General features: G+C 62.6%; 21 protein-coding genes. 13 read left to right on the top strand and 8 right to left on the bottom strand.

Going from position 1 to position 20,670, the window contains the following annotated elements:
- Position 1 precedes the first annotated feature (1 nt).
- On the bottom strand, positions 2-415 hold the full coding sequence (locus tag P3T18_RS17155; protein WP_429301161.1) for a DUF4212 domain-containing protein: 414 nt from the start codon (positions 413-415) through the stop codon (positions 2-4).
- 100 nt (positions 416-515) lie between these two features.
- Positions 516-2,498: an acetate--CoA ligase gene (gene acs, locus P3T18_RS17150; protein ID WP_429301160.1), complete on the bottom strand. Its 1,983-nt coding sequence runs from the start codon at positions 2,496-2,498 to the stop codon at positions 516-518.
- 589 nt (positions 2,499-3,087) lie between these two features.
- Between acs and P3T18_RS17145 the strand changes: the two genes are divergently transcribed.
- From P3T18_RS17145 to P3T18_RS17105, 9 genes are all read left to right on the top strand, one after another.
- On the top strand, positions 3,088-3,981 hold the full coding sequence (locus P3T18_RS17145; RefSeq protein WP_429301159.1) for a DMT family transporter: 894 nt from the start codon (positions 3,088-3,090) through the stop codon (positions 3,979-3,981).
- A gap of 255 nt (positions 3,982-4,236) precedes the next feature.
- The gene (locus tag P3T18_RS17140) at positions 4,237-4,848 is read left to right on the top strand and encodes a TIGR00645 family protein (protein WP_429301158.1); all 612 of its coding nucleotides are present in this window, start codon (positions 4,237-4,239) and stop codon (positions 4,846-4,848) included.
- Between the two features lie 54 nt (positions 4,849-4,902).
- Positions 4,903-6,426 carry a fumarate hydratase gene (locus P3T18_RS17135; RefSeq protein WP_429301157.1) on the top strand — a complete coding sequence of 508 codons (1,524 nt, stop codon included), beginning with the start codon at positions 4,903-4,905 and terminating at the stop codon, positions 6,424-6,426.
- A gap of 194 nt (positions 6,427-6,620) precedes the next feature.
- Complete coding sequence (gene bfr / locus P3T18_RS17130) at positions 6,621-7,100, top strand: bacterioferritin (RefSeq protein WP_429301156.1); 480 nt, start codon at positions 6,621-6,623, stop codon at positions 7,098-7,100.
- Between the two features lie 121 nt (positions 7,101-7,221).
- On the top strand, positions 7,222-8,127 hold the full coding sequence (murI, locus tag P3T18_RS17125) for a glutamate racemase (protein ID WP_429301155.1): 906 nt from the start codon (positions 7,222-7,224) through the stop codon (positions 8,125-8,127).
- A 216-nt stretch (positions 8,128-8,343) separates the two neighbouring features.
- A complete protein-coding gene (locus tag P3T18_RS17120) occupies positions 8,344-8,580 on the top strand; it encodes a (2Fe-2S)-binding protein (protein ID WP_429301154.1) in 237 nt (78 codons plus the stop codon).
- Positions 8,581-8,834: 254 nt separating this feature from the next.
- On the top strand, positions 8,835-9,569 hold the full coding sequence (locus P3T18_RS17115; protein WP_429301153.1) for an energy transducer TonB: 735 nt from the start codon (positions 8,835-8,837) through the stop codon (positions 9,567-9,569).
- Positions 9,570-9,595: 26 nt separating this feature from the next.
- Positions 9,596-10,327 carry a MotA/TolQ/ExbB proton channel family protein gene (locus tag P3T18_RS17110; protein WP_429301152.1) on the top strand — a complete coding sequence of 244 codons (732 nt, stop codon included), beginning with the start codon at positions 9,596-9,598 and terminating at the stop codon, positions 10,325-10,327.
- A gap of 16 nt (positions 10,328-10,343) precedes the next feature.
- A complete protein-coding gene (locus P3T18_RS17105) occupies positions 10,344-10,763 on the top strand; it encodes an ExbD/TolR family protein (protein WP_429301151.1) in 420 nt (139 codons plus the stop codon).
- A gap of 383 nt (positions 10,764-11,146) precedes the next feature.
- On the opposite strand, the gene P3T18_RS17100 is transcribed toward P3T18_RS17105, so the two are convergent.
- Positions 11,147-12,136, bottom strand: coding sequence for a LysR family transcriptional regulator (locus P3T18_RS17100; protein ID WP_429301150.1), 990 nt, complete (start codon positions 12,134-12,136; stop codon positions 11,147-11,149).
- Between the two features lie 122 nt (positions 12,137-12,258).
- Between P3T18_RS17100 and P3T18_RS17095 the strand changes: the two genes are divergently transcribed.
- From P3T18_RS17095 to hemP, 4 genes are all read left to right on the top strand, one after another.
- Complete coding sequence (locus P3T18_RS17095) at positions 12,259-13,137, top strand: pirin family protein (RefSeq protein ID WP_429301149.1); 879 nt, start codon at positions 12,259-12,261, stop codon at positions 13,135-13,137.
- 102 nt (positions 13,138-13,239) lie between these two features.
- Complete coding sequence (locus tag P3T18_RS17090) at positions 13,240-13,638, top strand: OsmC family protein (RefSeq protein WP_429301148.1); 399 nt, start codon at positions 13,240-13,242, stop codon at positions 13,636-13,638.
- 64 nt (positions 13,639-13,702) lie between these two features.
- Positions 13,703-14,185: an SRPBCC family protein gene (locus P3T18_RS17085; RefSeq protein WP_429301147.1), complete on the top strand. Its 483-nt coding sequence runs from the start codon at positions 13,703-13,705 to the stop codon at positions 14,183-14,185.
- Positions 14,186-14,312: 127 nt separating this feature from the next.
- The gene (gene hemP, locus P3T18_RS17080; protein ID WP_429301146.1) at positions 14,313-14,570 is read left to right on the top strand and encodes a hemin uptake protein HemP; all 258 of its coding nucleotides are present in this window, start codon (positions 14,313-14,315) and stop codon (positions 14,568-14,570) included.
- Between the two features lie 302 nt (positions 14,571-14,872).
- On the opposite strand, the gene P3T18_RS17075 is transcribed toward hemP, so the two are convergent.
- From P3T18_RS17075 to uvrB, 5 genes are all read right to left on the bottom strand, one after another.
- Positions 14,873-16,279, bottom strand: coding sequence for a 4Fe-4S binding protein (locus tag P3T18_RS17075; RefSeq protein WP_429301145.1), 1,407 nt, complete (start codon positions 16,277-16,279; stop codon positions 14,873-14,875).
- Positions 16,276-17,121, bottom strand: coding sequence for an FTR1 family iron permease (locus P3T18_RS17070; protein WP_429301144.1), 846 nt, complete (start codon positions 17,119-17,121; stop codon positions 16,276-16,278). Before P3T18_RS17070 ends, P3T18_RS17075 begins: the two co-directional genes overlap by 4 nt.
- Positions 17,122-17,166: 45 nt before the next feature.
- Positions 17,167-17,499, bottom strand: a complete 333-nt coding sequence (locus P3T18_RS17065; RefSeq protein ID WP_429301143.1) for a cupredoxin domain-containing protein — start codon at positions 17,497-17,499, stop codon at positions 17,167-17,169.
- A gap of 122 nt (positions 17,500-17,621) precedes the next feature.
- The gene (locus P3T18_RS17060) at positions 17,622-18,170 is read right to left on the bottom strand and encodes an iron transporter (RefSeq protein WP_429301142.1); all 549 of its coding nucleotides are present in this window, start codon (positions 18,168-18,170) and stop codon (positions 17,622-17,624) included.
- A 350-nt stretch (positions 18,171-18,520) separates the two neighbouring features.
- Complete coding sequence (uvrB, locus tag P3T18_RS17055; RefSeq protein ID WP_429301141.1) at positions 18,521-20,611, bottom strand: excinuclease ABC subunit UvrB; 2,091 nt, start codon at positions 20,609-20,611, stop codon at positions 18,521-18,523.
- Between the last annotated feature and the right edge of the window lie 59 nt (positions 20,612-20,670).

The raw sequence follows: 20,670 nt of genomic DNA, 5'->3' as shown, positions 1-20,670 counted from the left end.
CTCAGTGTCCGGTCACGCGGATGTCGGCGTTGCGCTGAGTGACCGTGTCGGCGTTTGTGACTGCGTCCGCGATTGCATCCGCAACTGCATCCGCATCGAAAGCGCGTTTGAGGCGACGGTCCGCGCCCCGCATCAGCACGATATAGACGACGATCAACGCGACGTACATCAGGATCGCGCCCTGCGCGCCGACATAGAACGGCAAGCGAAAGCCGCCGACGCGCACGTCCGCGAGTGCCGGCGCAACCAGCGGCACGACGAACGAGACGACGAAGCCCACGGTCATGAGCGCCGCGATCAGCACGAGGTTGAAGCGCCAGTACCTGCGATGGGCGAACGCCATCGCGGCCGAGACCGGAGGCGGTTCGGGCGTAGGGTTGAACGTAGCGTGAGAGGGATGACGCGGCGCGGCCATGCGCCTATGTATCAAAAAGCCACCGGGCAGGCAATCGGGATTGACCGCGCGGTGGCTTCGGCGCCCGGCTCGAACGGCCGGGCCGGCGACTGGCGAAAGCTTAGAGCGACTCGCCGAGCTGGTCGAGAATCGCCGGGTTTTCGAGCGTGGAGACGTCTTGCGTGATCGCTTCGCCCTTCGCGAGCGAGCGCAGCAGACGGCGCATGATCTTGCCCGAGCGCGTCTTGGGCAGGTTCTCGCCGAAACGGATGTCCTTCGGTTTGGCGATCGGACCGATCTCCTTGCCGACCCACGCGCGCAGTTCGTTGGCGAGCTTCACCGCTTCCTCGCCTTCCGGACGCGCGCGCTTGAGCACGACGAACGCGCACACGGCTTCGCCGGTCGTGTCGTCGGGACGCCCCACCACGGCCGCTTCCGCGACGAGCGGGTTCGACACCAGCGCCGATTCGATTTCCATCGTGCCGAGCCGGTGACCCGACACGTTGAGCACGTCGTCGATCCGGCCCATGATCGTGAAGTAGGCCGTTTCCTTGTCGCGCACCGCGCCGTCACCGGCGAGATAGAGCTTGCCGCCGAGTTCTTCGGGGAAATAGCTCTTCTTGTAGCGATCCGGGTCGCCCCACACGTTGCGCAGCATGGACGGCCACGGACGCTTCACGACCAGAATGCCGCCCTGCCCGTTCGGTACGTCCTGTCCGGTTTCGTCGACGACCGCCGCCATGATGCCCGGCAAAGGCAGCGTGCACGAACCCGGCACGAGCGGCGTGGCGCCCGGCAGCGGCGTAATCATGTGGCCGCCGGTTTCGGTTTGCCACCACGTATCGACGATCGGGCAACGGCCGCCGCCGACGTTCTCGTGATACCACACCCATGCTTCCGGATTGATCGGCTCGCCCACCGTGCCGATGATGCGCAGCGACGAGAGATCGTAGCTTTTCGGATGCACCTTGGCGTCGGCTTCGGCTGCCTTGATGAGCGAGCGGATGGCCGTGGGCGCCGTGTAGAACAGCGAGACCTTGTGCTTGGCGATCATGTCCCAGAAGCGGCCCGCGTTCGGATACGTGGGCACGCCTTCGAACACGACCTGGGTGCCGCCGAGCGCGAGCGGCCCGTAGGTGATGTAGCTGTGCCCCGTGATCCAGCCGATGTCGGCGGTACACCAGAACACGTCCGTGGGCTTCCAGTCGAAGGTCCACTTCATGGTCTGCGCGGCCCACAGCAGATAGCCGCCGGTGCTGTGCTGCACGCCCTTCGGCTTGCCGGTCGAGCCCGACGTGTAGAGGATGAACAGCGGATGCTCGGCGCCCACCCATTCCGGCGGGCATTGATCCGACTCGGCCTGCGTGAGTTCGTGCATCCACAGGTCGCGGCCTTCGTTCCAGGCAATCTTGCCGCCGGTGCGCTTGTAGACGATCACGCTCTTCACCGCGTCGCAGCCGCCCATCGCGATGGCTTCGTCGGCGATGTTCTTGAGCGGCAAGGCCTTGCCGCCGCGCATCTGTTCGTCGGAGGTGACGAGCGCGACCGCGCCCACGTCGACCAGCCGCTCGTTCAGCGACTTCGACGAGAAGCCGCCGAACACCACCGAATGCGTGGCGCCAATGCGCGCACACGCCTGCATCGCGACGATGCCTTCGATCGACATCGGCATATAGATCACGACGCGATCGCCCTTCTTCACGCCACGCTTTTTCAGCGCGTTGGCAAAGCGCGATACGCGTTGCAGCAGATCGCTATATGTGACGTTGGTGACGGTGCCGTCGTCGGCTTCGAACACGATCGCGACGCGCCCGCCGTTGCCGGCCTCGACGTGACGATCGATGCTGTTATACGAGGCGTTGATTTCGCCGTCTTCGAACCACGTGTAGAACGGTGCGTTCGACTCGTCGAGCACCTTGGTGAACGGCTTGTGCCAGCTCAGCGTTTCGCGGGCGAGGCGCCCCCAGAAACCTTCGTAGTCGCGTTCCGCTTCGGCGGTCAGCGCCCGGTAAGCGTCCATGCCGGAGATCGCGGCGCCCGCCGCGGCTTGCGCGGAGGGCGGGAAAACACGGCGTTCCTGAAGAACCGATTCAATCGCAGACATCGACAACCCCTTGGTGAAGATGAAACGTAAAACCTTGCCGACGCGCCTCTGGGCGCGCCATGTAGTGTGACGCCGCCGCGCATGAACGCGTCATGCGCAGGGAGCGGCGTAGTGTCTCCAGACTTCGCGCGTCGAATTGCAGAGCATCGTGCCGCTGTCCGAGAGCGTTGCGCGACTTCATGCGGCAGCGCAGCATCGGGCAGTCTCGCAGACGGACCGCGCGAAGGTCCAACCTCGTGTTCAAACATAAGCGCTGCAACTTACCGGCCACTTACGTGACCGGCTCGCGCATGCCAGCGAAAACCCTTAGGCGGCCGCATTGGCGATGCGTGGGCAGCATGCTACGCGCTGCGCGTCATTCGTGTGGCGAAGACGGCATCCACAAGGCATGGCGTGTTTCGCGGAACGGCGGCGCAAGCGCAATGCCACGGTGCCACGGTGCCACGGTGCACACAGCTGCCGCTGTGCGCTCCTTGCGGCGCCCCTTCAACCCGCTTCGCGTTGCCTTTGGGTTACCCGCTCCGTTAGCTTTACGCTGGCTCGACGGCGCTCTTACAATGCTAACTGAACTAGCCGTCTGGATTCCAGCTTGAATCGTTACTCCCTGCTTCTCATCACCTCGATGCTGCTGGTCGGCAGCAATGTCGGAATCGGTAAATCGATCGTCGAGTTCGTCCCCGTCCCGCTCTTCGCGCTGCTGCGTTTCGTGATCGCGATCGCCGTGCTGTGGCCGCTGCTGCGCGTGTCGAAAATGCGCCGGGTCAGGCGTGGCGAATGGGTGAATCTGTTCCTGCAGGCGCTGTTCGGCACCTTCGGGTTTACGCTGCTGATGCTCAACGGCGTGCACCGCACCAGCGCGGTTGCGGCCGGCGTCATCACGAGCACGATCCCCGCCGTGGTCGCGCTGTTCTCGTGGCTGATCCTGAAAGAGCGTCCCAATGGGCGCGCGCTCGGCGCCATTGCGCTGGCGATCGTCGGCGTGGTGGTCATCAATCTCGCGCATGTGGATCGCGGCGCGAACGGCGAGACGTCGCTCAGCGGCAATCTGATGGTGCTCGGCGCAGTGTGCTGCGAATCGCTTTACATCATCCTGTCGCGCCGCCTGACACAAACCCTCGCGCCCATCGACATCTGCGCCTACACGCATCTTTTCGGCCTGCTGCTGATGTTGCCGCCGGGCGCGAGCGCGCTCGTCGATTTCGACTATCGCGCGGTGCCGGCCGGCATCTGGACGCTGGTGCTCTGGTATGGACTGTCGGCCAGCATCTTCTCCTTCTGGCTCTGGATGAAAGGCATCCGCCACGTGCCGGGCAGCCTCGCCGGCGTATTCAGCGCCGTGCTGCCGGTGGCCGCGGCGATCTACGGCATCGTGTTTCTCGGCGAGCGGCCCACGCTCGCGCATGGCGTGGCGCTCGCCTGCGTGGTGGCGGGCATCGGGCTCGCGAGCCTCAAACCCCGACGCACGCCGCCGCTCGCTTCGTGACCGCTGCGCGCGTGGGCGCCGTCGTGTTTGCTCCGACGCCGCCCTCGCCCGCTGCGGCCCCCGTCCAGGCCCTGCCCGCCACGGCGCAGCGTATCCGGGCGACGCTGTACAATAGCGCGCCTGACGCGAGCTTCACCGGCCTGTCCGCGTCGGCGCCGCTGGCCTGCATGCCCGATCCGCGCGTGTCTGCTGTGCGCGCCGCGCCGGCACGATGAACCCGCGTTCCGTCACTCGCGTTTCCTCTGACTCTTGCCTATGTCCGCCTCGCGCCCCGACCCGACCCGTCCGCGCCGCCCGATGGGTCCGCTGCCCGCCATCATTTTCATGAGCCGCTGGCTGCAGGTGCCGCTCTATCTCGGCCTGATCGTGGCTCAGGGCGTGTACGTGGTGCTGTTCCTAAAAGAGGTCTGGCATCTGGTCACGGCCTCCATGACGCTCGACGAAACCAGCATCATGCTGGTCGTGCTCGGCCTGATCGACGTGGTGATGATCTCGAACCTGCTCATCATGGTGATCATCGGCGGCTATGAAACCTTCGTGTCGCGCCTCGGTGTGGAAGGCCATCCGGACGAACCGGAATGGCTCGATCACGTGAACGCGGGCGTGCTGAAGGTGAAGCTTTCCATGGCGCTGATCAGCATTTCGTCGATCCATCTGCTCAAGACCTTCATCAGCCCCGACCAGAACAGCACGCATACGATCATGTGGCAGGTGATCATTCACGTCGCCTTCCTCGTCTCGGCGCTGGTGATGGCACTGGTCGACCGCATGACCACGCATACGCATCCGAAACATTTTCAGGAACCCGCGGGTTTGCATCCGCTGGGTTCCGGCAACGGTTCCACTCCCCTGAAGACGCACGACTGATCGCATAGCCCTGCGATTGGAAAACAAGCGTCCATTGTCCCCACTGAGCTAGCCATGACCGTCATCAAACAGGAAGATCTGATTCAGAGTATTGCTGATTCGCTTCAGTACATCAGCTATTACCATCCGCTCGACTACATCCAGGCGCTCGGCCGCGCGTACGAACTCGAACAGAGCCCGGCCGCGAAAGACGCCATCGCGCAGATTCTGACCAACAGCCGCATGTGCGCCGAAGGCAAGCGCCCGATCTGCCAGGACACGGGCATCGTCACAGTGTTCGTGAAGGTCGGTATGGACGTGCGTTGGGACGGCGCCACGATGGGCGTCACCGACATGATCAACGAAGGCGTGCGCCGCGGTTACCTGAACCCGGACAACGTGCTGCGCGCGTCGATCGTGAGCCCGCCCGAAGGCGGCCGCAAGAACACGAAAGACAACACGCCGGCCGTGATCCACTACGAGATCGTGCCGGGCAACACGGTCGACGTGCAGGTCGCGGCCAAGGGCGGCGGCTCGGAAAACAAGTCGAAGTTTGCGATGCTGAATCCGTCGGACTCGATCGTCGACTGGATTCTCAAAACCGTCCCGACCATGGGCGCGGGCTGGTGCCCGCCGGGCATGCTCGGCATCGGCATCGGCGGCACCGCTGAAAAAGCGATGGTGATGGCCAAGGAATCGCTGATGGACCCGATCGACATTCAGGACGTGATCGCTCGCGGCCCGCAAGACTGGATCGAAGAATTGCGCGTCGAACTGCACGAGAAGGTCAACGCGCTGGGCATCGGCGCGCAAGGCCTCGGCGGTCTCGCCACCGTGCTCGACGTGAAGATCATGGCCGCGCCGACGCACGCCGCGTCCAAGCCGATCGCGATCATCCCGAACTGCGCGGCAACGCGTCACGCTCACTTCACGCTCGACGGCTCGGGCGTGGCGAAGCTCGAAGCGCCGTCGCTCGACGCGTGGCCGAAAGTGCAGTGGGAACCGGACACCGAAAAGAGCAAGCGCGTCGATCTGAACACGCTCACGCCGGAAGAAGTCGCTTCGTGGGCGCCGGGCCAGACGCTGCTGCTGTCGGGCAAGATGTTGACGGGCCGCGACGCCGCGCACAAGCGCATCGCCGACATGCTCGCCAAGGGCGAAAAGCTGCCGGTCGACTTCACCAACCGCGTGATCTATTACGTCGGCCCGGTCGATCCGGTGCGCGACGAAGCAGTCGGCCCGGCAGGCCCGACCACCGCTACGCGCATGGACAAGTTCACCGAAACCATGCTGTCGCAAACCGGCCTGATCTCGATGATCGGCAAGGCCGAGCGCGGTCCGGTCGCCATCGAGGCAATCAAGAAGCACAAGGCCGCATATCTGATGGCCGTGGGTGGCGCGGCATACCTCGTGTCGAAGGCGATTCGCAGCGCCAAGGTGCTTGCATTCGAAGACCTGGGCATGGAAGCGATCTACGAGTTCGACGTGCAGGACATGCCGGTTACGGTTGCCGTCGATTCGAACGGCACGTCGGTGCACCAGACCGGGCCTAAGGAATGGCAAGCAAAGATCGGCAAGATTCCGGTCGCGACGGTCTGATTGCTATTGACATCAGTTTAAAAAACTGAAAAGCCGGGGCCCTGTGCCCCGGCTTTTTTATTACGAAATGAGAACGGTACGCAACACGCAAAAAACCTTGCAAATCAAGGCGAAAAAGTGTTTTTTTGCCTTGGCTTTTTGGCTTTCGCCGTTTATTGTTCTGGGAAATTCCAAATGCCCTACAAGGACAAATCATGCAAGGCGATAAGAAAGTCATCGAGTATCTCAACGCCCAGTTGAAAAACGAACTCACTGCAATCAACCAGTACTTCCTGCACGCGCGGATGTATCGCCACTGGGGCCTCGAAAAGCTGGGCAAGCACGAATACGACGAATCGATCGGCGAGATGAAGCACGCAGATTGGCTCATCGAACGTATTTTCATGCTCGACGGTTTGCCGAATCTGCAAGACCTTCACAAATTGCTGATTGGCGAAGAAACCAAAGAGATTCTCAACTGCGATCTGAAGCTCGAACAGATTTCACAAAGCACCTGCAAAGAAGCAATCGCCTATTGCGAATCGGTGCGTGATTACATTTCGCGCGAAATCTTCACGAAGATTCTCGACGACACGGAAGAGCATATCGACTGGCTCGAAACCCAGATCGATTTGATCGACAAAATCGGCATTCAGAATTACCAGCAAACGGCAATGGGTCCGATCGAAAACTGATCGACGTTGCAAGCATCACCTGGCCCGCGCCGCCGCACGATCGCAACATGCGTGGAAACGAGCGACGCGCGGGCGATATACTTGCGCACCTCCCTGTTCTTCTGACTTTTCGTTGAGCATCGTGCCGCCTCTCTCCGCCTCGCCCACGCCTGCCGATATCGCCTCGTTATCCAACGCGGGCGGCGATTCGCGCGCGCCGGTCGGCATATTCGATTCGGGGCTGGGCGGTTTGTCGGTGCTGCGCGCCGTGCGCGCCCAGTTGCCGGACGAAGCCATCCTGTATGTGGCCGATTCGCTTTACGCGCCGTACGGCGAACGGGACGACGACTTCATCGCCGACCGTACGCTGGCAATCGGCCAGTGGCTCGTCGGACAAGGCGCGAAGGCGCTGGTCGTGGCGTGCAATACGGCCACGGCGCAATCCATCGCCCTGGTGCGAGAGAAACTGTCGATTCCACTGATCGGCGTCGAACCGGGCATCAAGCCGGCGGCGCTACAGTCGAAAACCCGCGTGGCAGGCGTGCTCGCCACTTACTCGACGCTGCGGAGCGCCCGCTTCCAGACGCTGCTCGAGCGCTACGCCGCCGACTGCCGTTTCCTGTGCCAACCCGGTCACGGGCTCGTGCAGGCGGTCGAGCGCTGCGATGTGGGCTCCACGGAATTGCGCGCGCTCCTGCGCGGCTATCTCGAACCGATGCTCGACGCCGGCGCGGACACACTCGTGCTCGGCTGCACCCACTATCCTTTCCTCGACGCCGCCATTCGCGACATCGTCGGCGACCGGCTGATGCTGATCGATACCAGCGTCGCCATTGCGCGCCAACTGGAACGCGTGCTCGCGCAGCACGGTCTGCGTGCCGACCGCCCGGCCGAAACTGCCGCGCCCGTTCTGCCCCGCTTTTATTCGACCTCCGACGGCTGCCATCAGCAGCAACTCACGCGCTCGCTCCTGCAAATAGAGGCCGCCGTCGAACGCGTGGTCATTCCTTCGCGCCGCACGGCGGCGCCGGATTCCCAAGCCGCATAAACGGCCCGATCTACGGGTTTTGCAGCGCTCCAGCGGCCTCCACAGGCACTTTTCGGTCAGTTTCTCGCGCGTTCTCGCTGGTCCACGGCATGCCGCCACCCTCACGAAACCCTTCTAACAGTCTGGTTTTGTTACAAAAAATGATTAAGGGTGCTTGCCAAACGGCCCAAACAAAATGATAATAATTCGCATTAACGTTAGCTATGACGCCACGCCATGATTGTCTGTGTCTGCAAGTCTGTTTCTGACCGAAAGATCCGTGCCTCGATCGCGGAAGGCGTCGATTCGTTCGACAAGCTTCAGTTCGAGCTGGGCGTCGCTTCGTGCTGTGGCAAGTGCGCGGATTCCGTGCGCGACGTCATGATGCAAAGCGGCGTGTGTGCGAGCCGTTGCGGCTTCGAGCATCAAACCCAAGCCGTGCCGCTGACGTTCTACGAACGCAAGGCGGCCTGAGGCCGAATCCCAGGACGCGGCCTCGCCGCGTCGAGATGGCTGCCTCGGGCGTTTCACACGCCTGGTGTCCAATACCACTGCCGTCAGCAAGCCAGTATCCGTACCAGCCAGCTACCCCGCTCACCCGTTAAAAGGAGTTCGAGATGGAATTGCTGATTGGTTTCGTGACTACTTTGTGCATTTCGCTGCTGATCTTCCGAACATGACGCTGCCTTGTCTGACGTGCCGCATCGACGGCACGACGCCACGCTAATATGCAGGCCTCGCATCCCGTTTCAGCCGGCGCCCCGCCGGCCTCGTCCACCCGAATGAATTCCCGCACCCTGGGCGCGACTGCCGCGGTCGCGGCGATTCACGTCGCCTTGCTTGCCGTCATCCTGACGTTGCGGCACGAACCCATCCAGCCGGTGATCGAATCGAAGGTCATGACCGCGGAGTTGCTGGCGCCGGCGCCTGTCGCCGCACCGGTCGCCGTGCAATCGATCGCCCCGCCGCCGCCCAAGCCAACGCCGCCGGTCCACACCAAGCCGAAGGTCCAGCCCAAGCCGACACCCACGCCGAAGCCGACTCCGACGCCCTTGCCGGTCGCTGCAGCGCCGTCGCCGACGCCGGTGGCCGCCGCCGAGCCTACGCCCGCGCCGCCGGCTCCCGCTGCGCCGCCCGCTCAGGCTGCACCGGCCGTCGGTCGTCCGACCATGGACATTACGGTGCCGAAGAACGTCTCGCACATCGACTGCAGCATGGTGACGCCGGAATATCCGACCCTGTCCAAGCGCCGCGGCGAAACCGGCACGGCCTTCGTGACCTTCGTCATCGGGCCGACCGGCAAGGTCGAGAGCATCTCGCTCAAGAAGAGCAGCGGCTTCAGCCGTCTGGACGATGCCGCCATTGCCGCCGCGCATGCCAGCGCGTGCAAGCCCTATCTCGAGAACGGCCAGGCCATTCGGGCCACCGCCACCCAGCCTTACAACTTCAATCTGAACGATTGAAGCCGCTTTTATAAAAAGGAATTGCAATGCAGAACTACGGATTGGCGCACGTGTGGGCGCAAGGGGATTTTGTGACGCGCGGTATCGCACTGGCGCTGTTGATCATGTCGGTCATGTCCTGGAGCGTGATCGCCATCAAGGGCTGGAACGTGATGCGCCTGAACCGTCTCACGAAGAATGCCGAGCAGTCGTTCTGGCATTCGGACGATCTCGCCGACGGCGTAAAGAAGTTGGGCGCCGGCAGTTCGACGCCGCAGGACAATCCGTTCCTCGCGCTCGCGCTGTCGGGCCAGGAAGCCGCCGACCATCATCATCAGACGCAACCGCATCTGCACGACCGCATGGACGTGTCGGACTGGGTGACGCGCTGCCTGAAAGACACCATGGACGAAAGCGTGTCGCGCATGCAGAGCGGCCTCGCGATTCTGGCTTCGATCGGCAGCACGGCGCCGTTCGTCGGCCTGTTCGGCACGGTGTGGGGCATTTATCACGCGTTGCTGGCGATCGGCGCGAGCGGCCAGTCGTCGATCGACCAGGTCGCGGGTCCGGTCGGCGAAGCGCTGATCATGACCGCGTTCGGTCTGTTCGTCGCGATTCCCGCCGTGCTCGGCTACAACGCCCTGACGCGCGCCAACAAGGCCATCGTCTCCAAGCTGAGCCGTTTTGCACATGGTCTGCACGCATTCTTCGTGACGGGCGCGCGTCTGTCGTCGTCCAAGCGTGGCGACGGCCTGCGCCTTGCCACCCGCGTCAACTGATCGACGAGGCAATCCGATGGCAATGAGCCCTTTCGCCGGCGACGATGACGACGGCCTGATGAACGAAATCAACATGACGCCGCTCGTCGACGTCATGCTGGTTCTCCTGATTGTTTTCATGGTGACGATTCCGGTGATCCGTCACGCAGTCAAGATCGACCTGCCGCACGCGAGCAGCCAGAAGGAAGACACCAAGCCCGCGCAGGTCACCGTGTCGATCGACGCGGCCGGCGACGTGCTGTGGGACGACCAGAAGGTCGACGACGTCGCGCTGCAGGCCAGGATCGCGCAGGCTGCGCAAGCCAATCCGCAGCCGGAATTGCATCTCGACGCGGACCGCAAGGTGCCCTACGAGAAAGTGGCCGAAGTGATGTCGGCGGCACAGGCGGGCGGCCTCACGAAGATCGGTTTCGTGACGCAGCCGAAAGCGAAATAAGCGCGCCGCCACGCTCGCGAGAAACGCAAAACAGCCCTGTTTCAAGGGCTAAAATCGAAGTACAAAGTAAAAGGCCTTCATCGTCAGATGAAGGCCTTTTTTTGTGCGCACTCGGCGCCTTCGGGCGGCGGGATCACTTGCCATCGGTCGAAGACTGATAACTCGAATCACCGCATGCGGCAGCCGTGATCGACACGGACAGCGCGGTCAGCCCTATCAGGCCGACTATCATAGCGGCCATGAGTTTTCGCATAAGAGACTCCTTAGCGAAGGGATTTCAATATAGGTCCGTGAGCGCGCGCACGCAAGCAAACCGCCATTGAAAGTACTCATGACAGGCGACGCTTAAATGCTAAAAGCGATGTTGCGCCGCGCAGAAAATGCTATGACACGATGGCCAGTTTCGGCTGCGCGGCCGCGCGCTCTTCAGCGCGCGTCGGACACTCCCCCATGATGTGTTTGCCCTCGTCCGGGTCGAGCATTTCCACCAGATAATCCACGAACGCCCGCACCGCCGGCACCATGCCCTGACGCGACACGAACACGGCGTACAACTGCGGCGTCGGGAAGGTCCAGCCCGGCATCACCGGCGACAACTGCCCCGCGCGCAACGCCGCGCCGTACATCATCTCCGGCAACGCGGCAATGCCGACGCCGGCCAGCGCGGCCTCGCGGATCGTCATGAGATCGGCAGTCACGAGGCGCGGCTCGTGTTCGTGCACGTGGCGCGTGCCGTCGGGCGCGATGAGGTTATAGACGTGCCGGCCGTCGCCGGTCGGCACGTCCAGCGTCTCGAAGCCGTTCAGGTCGGCAGGCGTGAGCGGCGGCGCATTCTGCTGCAACAGACTCGGCGCGCCGACCAGCATCTGCTGCGTGCGCCATAGCGGGCGCACGACGATGTTGGCGTTCTCCGGCGGCGCGGACCGCACGCGCAGCGCAACGTCGATCGAATCCTCGAACAGATCGACCACGCGGTTGGTGACGCGCATCACTACGCGCACTTCCGGATAGCGATGCATGAATTCGGGCAGGATCTGCGACAGGATGGTCTGCGAGATGGTGACCGGCACACTCACGCGCACGGTGCCGCGCGGCGACGAGCGCAATTGCTGCACCACGTTGACCGCCGCCTGCGCCTCGCTGAGCATCGCCTGACAATGCTGATAGAAAAGCTGACCGGCCTCCGTCAGCGCCAGCTTGCGCGTGGAGCGCTGCAGCAAACGCACGCCGAGCGACGCTTCCAGTTCCGTCAGCCGGCGCGACAAACGCGACTTCGAAATGCCGAGCACGCGCTCCGCCGCCGAAAAACCACCGTGTTCGACGACCTGCGAAAAGTACATCAGGTCGTTCAGGTTGTGTGAATCGATCTTCATCTCATCGTTCCAGTAATAGAACAATCCATTGCGTGGCGGCGGCTGGCACCGCGTAAAACGGTCCCTATAATAGCTCCATGTTTCAAAAATAACGCTATTCCCGATTTTCCGAGGTGACTTTGATGAACACGACACGCACGATCGAACGCACCTTTCCCGCCGTTCGCACGACCGAGGGCGGCGGCTTCATCGTCCACCGGCCGTTCCCGACCCGTCTATTGATGGACTTCGACCCGTTCCTGCTGCTCGACGAAATGGGCCCGATCGACTACGCGCCGGGCGAGGCGAAAGGCGCGCCGGATCATCCGCATCGCGGCTTCGAGACCGTCACGTACGTGCTGGAAGGCCAGTTCGGGCACAAGGACTCGGCCGGCCATTCCGGCACCTTGCATGCCGGCGACGTGCAATGGATGACCGCGGGCGCGGGTGTCGTGCATAGCGAAATGCCGGACCCGTCCTTCGTCCGTACCGGTGGACGCGTGCACGGTTTGCAGTTGTGGGTGAATCTGCCGCGTCGCGACAAGATGATCGCGCCGCGCTATCAGGAAATGCCGTCCGCGAGCATCCCGGTGGCGACCTCGGCGGACGGCCGCGTGCGCGTCAAGGTCATCGCGGGCGAAGCGCTCGGCGTGAAGGCGGCCATCGAAACGCGCACGCCGATTCTGTATCAGCATTTCTCGCTGCAACCGGGCGCAACGATCACGCAACCCGTGCCGCCGGAGTATCGCGTGTTCGCCTACAGTCTGTCGGGCAAGGGCTTTTACGGCGAAGGCGAGGCCCGTCAGGAAATCGACGCGCAGAAGATGGTGGTGTTCCACAACGACGGCGACGCCGTGACGCTGACGGCGGGTGCCGAGCCGCTCGAAGTGCTGCTGCTCGGCGGCGTGCCGCTCAGGGAGCCCGTGGTGCGTTATGGCCCGTTCGTGATGAACACGGAAGACGAGATCCGTCAGGCCGTCGTGGATTACCAGGCAGGACGGATGGGCGCGATCACGCATTGATGCGGGCTCGGCAGGCAGGCCGCGAATGCCGTGAATTTCGTTCACAATAGCGATTCACCCCGCGCGTTGCGCGGCGACTTTCGTCCCTGTTCAGGAGCGCGCATGGCAGACACCCCCGTCACCGCCCATATCGGTTCGACAAAATTCCAGGTTCTTCTCGACGACGGCAAGCACACGTGGCTCGCCGACGAACCCGAATCGCTGGGCGGCGGTGACCGCGGACCGTCGCCGGTGGCATTGCTGCTGTCGAGCCTCGGCGCATGCACGTCGATTACGTTGAAAATGTACGCGGAACGCAAAGGCTGGCCGCTCGCGGACGTGCGCGTCACGCTGTCGATCGAAACCGGCGACGCGGGCGCCACCATCGACCGCAAGATCGTGCTGGAAGGCGATCTCTCCGCCGAGCAGCAGGAACGTCTCTTGCAAATCGCCAATGCGTGCCCAGTTCACAAGATCCTCACGCATCCGATCACGGTCCGCTCGGGTCTCGCCGTCGCTTGACGCTCTCGCCGGGTTCACCGGGCTCGCCACGCGTATTGCCATGCTTTCATAGGAAGCCGTCGTCTTGAATTTCGAACACCTCATCCAGATCAACGACCCGTTGAATCCTTTTGTCGACTCGATGACCCGCGAGCAGTTGTGGGAAGGTCTCGTGCTGCGCGCCGAACAGCCGCAGCTGTTCGTGATCGGGCTGGACAGCTGCACCATCCTCTCGCGTCAGGACAACGTGCTCGAGCGGGAATTGCATTACGGTCAGGCGACCGTCCGCGATCGCGTCACCTTGCTCGAAAGCCAGAGCGTGCGTTACGACATCCTGCCCACGGCCGACCACGTCGGCGGCTCGCTGACCATGACGATCGAGCAGCCGGACGAACTGCAGCTCTTCCTGCGCTTCGAATACGCTACCACCCTGCCCGTCTCCGACGATCAGGACGCGGTGCAGACGCAGGAGATCGTGAAGTCGGCTTATCGTGAAAACGACATCGACACCGTTCGCCTGATCCGCCAGTTCGTGCAGACCAAACAGGAACCGGGCTCGCTGCACTAAACCGCGCGCGGGCCTCGTCCCGCGCATGCGGCTATCGAAACCAGAATTCGATCAATTTCTTTGCTTGTAAATAGGAATAGTTATCATTTAGAATTAGTCCATCGAATCGACGAACAGCAAGAACGAAATGACCGATCTGAACCGCTCTTCCACTCTCAGCCTGCGCCGCCCGGCGGCAGCACTGACCAGCCGTCCGAAAACATCGTCGACGGCGGTGGCGGACGCCAAGCCTGCCGCGGCTCGCAACAGCGCGACAGAACAGCCGGATCGGGTCGTACGCAGCGATGCCCTGCTGCAAGGACACAGTCACGTCAGCATCTCGCACAACGGCGAGACGTATCAGCTCCGCGCAACACGTCTCGGCAAGCTGATCCTGACGAAGTAAGCAGCAACGAATGAGCAGTTAGTACCGGGTATTGTGGGGACCACCTCCTCGAGAGGTGTTCGGCATTAGCCAGCCACGACGGCTTGCACGTGAGAACTAGACCCCTTCGTGCAGACACCAAGCCAGCCGTCGAGCAAGCCACGCCACTTTTTTTGGTTCCCATCCAGAGCGGATGCACGAGACGAAGCGTCTTGCATCGCAAGCAAAATTCAGCGTTGAAAACAGAAAAGCCGTGGAACGACATTCGTTCCACGGCTTTTTTGCGATCTGCGACGCCCACCCGCTGCGCCAGATTCAGCGCATTACTTCGACGCCCAACCCCAGAACATCAGCCACCACGCGCTATCCACTACGGCGAGCGCCGCCACGAACCACAGCATCGCGAGACCGCGTTGAATCAGACGTTCGCTATAACGGCGCGTGACGAGCCACGCGAGCCAAGCGCTCCACAGATTGGCGATCGCGAGTATGGCGATACGCATATCAGACGCCCACCACAGCGACACATGCTCCGCGCGCAGCAGCGACAAGGTCGTCGCGGACAAACCGAGAAACACGCCGGCGCCGGCAATCGGAATCAGCCCTTGCGTCAGGTGATGCAGACGCACCGTGCTGAAGCGTCCGAGCATACGGGTCGCGCCCATCAGCAGAAGCAGCAACGCGGTGCCGTAGACGAGCGCCGTCGCGAGGATGTAGCCGATCACCATGGTGCCGTCGAGCCACGAGAACACGTCGTTCTGCTCGGGGTAATGCGTGAACAGGAACCACGGCGCGTTGGTGTCGAGCGGCCAGATGATGTCGTGATCGACCAGCCACGTGGCCAGAAACACCTTGAGATCGACGAACCAGCGCGAAGCGGTCCAATGGAACGCGCCGATCGCGATGCCGAGCAGGCCGTACAGAATCAACGCGGTGTCCCACGGGTTCGCCTGTTTGTCGCCGAGCTGCACGACTTCCGACGACGGCGCGCGCCACGTCAGCGAGATCGCATCGCGATGGCCGCTGCAACGGCCGCACATATGGCAGTCGGCGGCGCCCTTCATATTGCGCAGCGGCACCAGCGGCGCGCAATTGATCGGAATGACACGATGACCGTGCTCGCCGTCTTTATACGAGCGGCGCCACGCGTCTTCGTCGACCTTGTAGTGGAACGGCGCGAGCCGCGCCAGAAGCGAAAAAACCCCGTTGACGGGGCACAGATACTTGCACCACACGCGCTTCTCGCGCCCATAGAGCAGACCGATGATCATCGCGGCGAATGTCGAGCCGCCGAGCACCAGCAACACCGCTTTCGGGTACTGATAAACGCTCACCATCTGACCGTAGATGGTGGTGATCCCGAACGCGACGAAGGGCCAGCCGCCCCAACGCATCCAGCGCGGAATGGCGCGGCCGCGGCCGTATTTGCTCGCGAATTCGGCGAGCGCGCCTTCCGGGCACAACACGCCGCACCAGACTCGCCCGAGCATCACCATGGAGAGCAGCACGAACGGCCACCAGATGCCCCAGAACACGAACTGCGCGGCAAGCGTGAGGTTGTTCCACAGATGCGCCGTGTCGTCGGGCAACGGCATGGCTGCCGGCACCAGAATCAGAAACGCGTACACCGCCACCACGACCCACTGAATGCCGCGAATCAGTGCGCCGTGACGTTGCATCCACTGCCCGGCCGCCGCGAGGCGGCTCGGGCGGCTCATCGCGGTACTCATGCCGCGCGCCCTGCCGCCTGCTGCGCGGGTTTGCGACCGGCGCGCCGCACCAGCAGATAGACCACGCCCCAATACACCGCATACGCGATCAGGTTCATCAGCGCCGGATGCGCGCGATAACCCGTCAACGTCGAGACCAGCGAACCGAAGGTGCTCGAGTCGTCCAGCAGCCACGACGAGTTCCACATCTGGTCGACCAGGGTCGGCAGGATTTCCTTGTCGATCAGCTTGTCGACGCCGGTCTGGAACAACCCCGCGCCGAGGAACAGCAGCATGATTTCAGTGACACGGAAAAACAGCCGCCACGAGAAGATCTTGCCGCCGAGTTGCAGCAGGTAGAAAGTCAGCAGCGCGAGACCGAGACCGATCACGACGGCGAGCATCTGGGCGCCGTCGACGTGACCGGACTGACCGAAGCCGAGTCCGTACAGAAAGATCACCGTCTCGCTGCCTTCACGTGCGATGGCGAGCGCCACCAGCAGCGCCACGCCCCACCAGTTCGAATCGCGCTGGCTCTTTTGCAGCGACTGTTCCATGTCCCGCTTGAGCGTGCGGCCGTGCTGCTTCATCCAGAGCACCATCTGCACGATCAGCACGCAGGCGACCAGCACCATCGCGGTCTGGAAGTAATCCTGCGCGTCGCCCGAGAGCACCTCGGTGAAACCCACCAGCGCGGCGCCCAGCGCCACCGCCGCGATCAAACCCGCGACTACGCCGCCCCACAGGTACGGCAAGCCGCGGCGCGCATCGTCGTCGCCGTTTTTCAACCACGCGTACAGAATGCCGACGACCAGCAAGGCCTCGACGCTTTCCCGCCACACGATGAACAAAATCTGACCCATCTGTTTCTCCTTCCACTGCGGGGCGTTTGTGCGCCCGTGCCTGCGCTACTTGGCGACGATCACGCCTTGCGCCTGCTGGTGAAAATCGTCGAAGAACTTGTATTCGCCCTTCTCGAGCGGCGCGATCACGACGAACGAATCGCCGCCCGGCGCGAGCACCTTCTCCTTGCGCAACTGAACGCTCTCGAACTCCGCCGCGCCCTTGCCCGTGTTGCGTATCGCGATCTTGATACGCTGCCCGGCCGGCACTTCGATGCGCGCGGGGTTGAGTTTGCCGTCGTTCATTTCCAGGTTGAACGTCGGCAGGTCGGCCGCGTGAACGGCGCCGGCCAGCGACGCCAGCATGGCGAACACGGCGATCTTTCGGTCGATTCTCATTAGCCTTTCCAGAAAACGCGGCGCCAGGCGGCGAGCCTGGCGTCGTCTACAGCATGGATTCGCACCCGCTTCATGCGCGCCGCCACGCGTTCAGTCGCAGCGAGGCGCATGAAGCGCGCCGATCAGTAACCGCCCTTCTTGCCGATGCCGGCGTAAGCGAAGTCGTATTCGAGCGTGATCGGCTTGAACCACGGACCCACGCCGGTTTCCTTGTCGACGTGACGGCCGAATGCCATGTGACCGGTTTGCGCCGGCGCTTCGATCGTCATCTTCAGATGGTATTTGCCCGGGCCTTGCAGCTTGACGTTGTCGCCGTAGTGCGGACCGTCGTTGGCGACCATCGCCATCATGTCGCCCTTCTGGGTCTGGTTCGAGCCGACCTTGGTCAACTCGTAATGCACTTGCAGATACGGCATCCAGTCGCCTTCGGCGAAACCGGTCGGATTGTTCTTGACTGCGTGAATGTCGGCTTCCAGATGGACATCAGAATCCGACGCCTTGCGCATCATGCCTTCGGGTTCCATCGTGATCGGCTGCAGATACACCGCGCCGATTTCCATGCCGCCCTGGATCTGATGCTTGCCGATCGGGTATTCCGCTGCCGTCGCCGAAAACGCCGCCACTGCGGCAACTGCCGCCGCGCTACCGCGCACGAATGAAGAAATCCGCATTGATGCTCCTTGTTTTTATCTGCCTGGAATTGGATTCACTGGAATGGCGCCGCCGGGCTAGGCCCAGACGTTCTTACGAACGTTAATGCGAACCATTCTCAATATTGAGGCAAGTTTAACATCGATCGACCAGGAGAACAATTGCGTGGCCGCGCCCTATCGGCTCGTCAGCCTTGTAGTAACGGGCCTTGGCGGCAACGATGCAACAGCGCGCTGGCACGGCTGCGCCGGGCGGTGCAGCCGGCCGGGCGGCTGAATGAAAAAAGGGCGCGGCAATGCGCCACGCCCTTCAGACAGACTGGAAAAATCGCTCGCGCCGGAGTGGACCAGACAAGACCGGCTGCGAGCGATCAGGCGCCCGACACGTGGTCGCCCACGTTGGCGCCAAATACCCGCTGACGCAGCAGCGCCAGTTGATCGCGCGTCTGCGCGGCCTTTTCGAACTCGAGATTCTTCGCATGCTCCATCATCTGCTTCTCGAGACGCTTGAGTTCCTTTGCAAGCTGCTTCTCGGACATGTCCTCGAATTTCGCGCGCGTCTGCTGTTCCTTCAACTCCGCGCGCGCGTCGTCCACGTTGTAAACGCCGTCGATGATGTCGCGAATACGCTTGACCACGCCGCGCGGCGTAATGCCGTTCTCGACGTTGAAGGCAATCTGCTTGGTACGCCGACGTTCGGTTTCGTCGATCGCGCGGCGCATCGAATCCGTGATCTTGTCCGCGTAGAGAATAGCCTTGCCGTTGACATTGCGCGCTGCCCGGCCGATGGTCTGGATCAGCGAGCGCTCGGCGCGCAGGAAGCCTTCCTTGTCCGCGTCGAGAATCGCCACCAGCGACACCTCCGGAATATCCAGCCCTTCGCGCAGCAGGTTGATCCCCACCAGCACGTCGAAGGTGCCGAGGCGCAGGTCGCGGATAATTTCCACCCGCTCGACCGTGTCGATGTCGCTATGCAGATAGCGCACCTTCACGCCGTGGTCGGACAGGAATTCCGTGAGCTGCTCGGCCATCCGTTTGGTCAGCACGGTGACCAGCACGCGGTCGCCCACCTTGACGCGTTCGTTGATCTCGGCGAGCACGTCGTCGACCTGGCTGCGCGCGGGTCGCACCTCGATTTCCGGGTCCACGAGACCGGTTGGCCGCACCAGTTGTTCGGCCACCTGCCCTGTCGTTTTCTTTTCGTAATCGGCCGGCGTGGCCGAGACGAAAATCACTTGCCGCATCTTGCGCTCGAACTCATTGAACTTGAGCGGCCGGTTGTCCAGCGCGGACGGCAGCCGGAAGCCGTAATCGACGAGATTTTCCTTACGCGCGCGGTCGCCGTTGTACATGCCGTTCAGCTGGCCGATCAGCACGTGCGACTCGTCGAGCAGCATCAGCGCGTCGGGCGGGAGGTAGTCGACCAGCGTCGGCGGCGGTTCGCCGGGCGCGGCGCCCGAAAAGTGCCGCGAGTAGTTTTCGATGCCCTTGCAAAAGCCCAGTTCCTGCAGCATTTCCAGATCGAAACGCGTGCGCTGTTCGAGACGTTGCGCTTCGACGAGCTTGCCGTCGCCATAGAAGAATTCGAGGCGATCTCGCAATTCGGTCTTGATCGTCTCGACGGCGCGCACCACGGTATCGCGCGGCGTCACGTAGTGCGACGACGGATACACCGTGAAACGCGGAATCTTCTGCCGTACGCGGCCGGTGAGCGGATCGAACAGTTGCAGGGTTTCGATTTCGTCGTCGAACAATTCGATGCGCACCGCCATTTCGGCGTGCTCCGCCGGGAAAATGTCGATCGTGTCGCCGCGAACGCGGAACGAACCGCGCTGGAAATCGGCCTCGTTGCGGTTGTACTGCATCGCGATCAGACGGGCGATGATGTCGCGCTGGCCGAGCTTGTCGCCGGTGCGCAGCGTCAGAATCATCTTGTGATATTCGGACGGATTACCGATACCGTAAATGGCCGACACCGTGCCGACGATCACCACGTCGCGCCGCTCCATCAGGCTCTTGGTGGCCGACAGCCGCATCTGCTCGATGTGCTCGTTGATCGACGAATCTTTCTCGATGAAGAGATCGCGCTGCGGGACGTACGCTTCCGGCTGATAGTAGTCGTAGTACGAAACGAAATACTCGACCGCGTTGCGCGGGAAGAACTCGCGGAATTCCGAATACAGCTGCGCGGCGAGCGTCTTGTTCGGCGCGAACACGATCGCCGGGCGGCCGAGCCTCGCGATGGTGTTGGCCATCGTGAAGGTCTTGCCGGAACCGGTCACGCCGAGCAGCGTCTGGAACGACAGGCCGTCTTCGACGCCTTCGACCAGCGTGTCGATCGCGGTGGGCTGGTCGCCGGCGGGCGGATACGGTTGATAGAGCTGGAACGGCGAGCCGTCGAACGTGACGAACTTGGATTCGTCCAGCGTATCGTCGACTTCGGTCAGAGGTTGTTCGGACATGGGGACGGCACCGGGCCTTGGGCAAAGAACTATTCTAACGGGTTGCGGCAATCGCCGAT

This window comes from Paraburkholderia sp. GAS199 (assembly GCF_050436585.1).
Taxonomy (GTDB): domain Bacteria; phylum Pseudomonadota; class Gammaproteobacteria; order Burkholderiales; family Burkholderiaceae; genus Paraburkholderia.
The sequence above is the reverse complement of the archived record's forward strand: the minus strand, read 5'-3'. Positions and strand labels throughout refer to the sequence as shown.

Bases quoted from the DNA above. Each gene is read 5' to 3' on its own strand.
- P3T18_RS17155 (WP_429301161.1), bottom strand. From the start codon at position 415: ATGGCCGCGCCGCGTCATCCCTCTCACGCTACGTTCAACCCTACGCCC.
- acs (WP_429301160.1), bottom strand. From the start codon at position 2,498: ATGTCTGCGATTGAATCGGTTCTTCAGGAACGCCGTGTTTTCCCGCCC.
- P3T18_RS17140 (WP_429301158.1), top strand. From the start codon at position 4,237: ATGTCCGCCTCGCGCCCCGACCCGACCCGTCCGCGCCGCCCGATGGGT.
- P3T18_RS17135 (WP_429301157.1), top strand. From the start codon at position 4,903: ATGACCGTCATCAAACAGGAAGATCTGATTCAGAGTATTGCTGATTCG.
- bfr (WP_429301156.1), top strand. From the start codon at position 6,621: ATGCAAGGCGATAAGAAAGTCATCGAGTATCTCAACGCCCAGTTGAAA.
- P3T18_RS17120 (WP_429301154.1), top strand. From the start codon at position 8,344: ATGATTGTCTGTGTCTGCAAGTCTGTTTCTGACCGAAAGATCCGTGCC.
- P3T18_RS17115 (WP_429301153.1), top strand. From the start codon at position 8,835: ATGCAGGCCTCGCATCCCGTTTCAGCCGGCGCCCCGCCGGCCTCGTCC.
- P3T18_RS17110 (WP_429301152.1), top strand. From the start codon at position 9,596: ATGCAGAACTACGGATTGGCGCACGTGTGGGCGCAAGGGGATTTTGTG.
- P3T18_RS17105 (WP_429301151.1), top strand. From the start codon at position 10,344: ATGGCAATGAGCCCTTTCGCCGGCGACGATGACGACGGCCTGATGAAC.
- P3T18_RS17100 (WP_429301150.1), bottom strand. From the start codon at position 12,136: ATGAAGATCGATTCACACAACCTGAACGACCTGATGTACTTTTCGCAG.
- P3T18_RS17095 (WP_429301149.1), top strand. From the start codon at position 12,259: ATGAACACGACACGCACGATCGAACGCACCTTTCCCGCCGTTCGCACG.
- P3T18_RS17090 (WP_429301148.1), top strand. From the start codon at position 13,240: ATGGCAGACACCCCCGTCACCGCCCATATCGGTTCGACAAAATTCCAG.
- hemP (WP_429301146.1), top strand. From the start codon at position 14,313: ATGACCGATCTGAACCGCTCTTCCACTCTCAGCCTGCGCCGCCCGGCG.
- P3T18_RS17075 (WP_429301145.1), bottom strand. From the start codon at position 16,279: ATGAGTACCGCGATGAGCCGCCCGAGCCGCCTCGCGGCGGCCGGGCAG.
- P3T18_RS17070 (WP_429301144.1), bottom strand. From the start codon at position 17,121: ATGGGTCAGATTTTGTTCATCGTGTGGCGGGAAAGCGTCGAGGCCTTG.
- P3T18_RS17065 (WP_429301143.1), bottom strand. From the start codon at position 17,499: ATGAGAATCGACCGAAAGATCGCCGTGTTCGCCATGCTGGCGTCGCTG.
- P3T18_RS17060 (WP_429301142.1), bottom strand. From the start codon at position 18,170: ATGCGGATTTCTTCATTCGTGCGCGGTAGCGCGGCGGCAGTTGCCGCA.
- uvrB (WP_429301141.1), bottom strand. From the start codon at position 20,611: ATGTCCGAACAACCTCTGACCGAAGTCGACGATACGCTGGACGAATCC.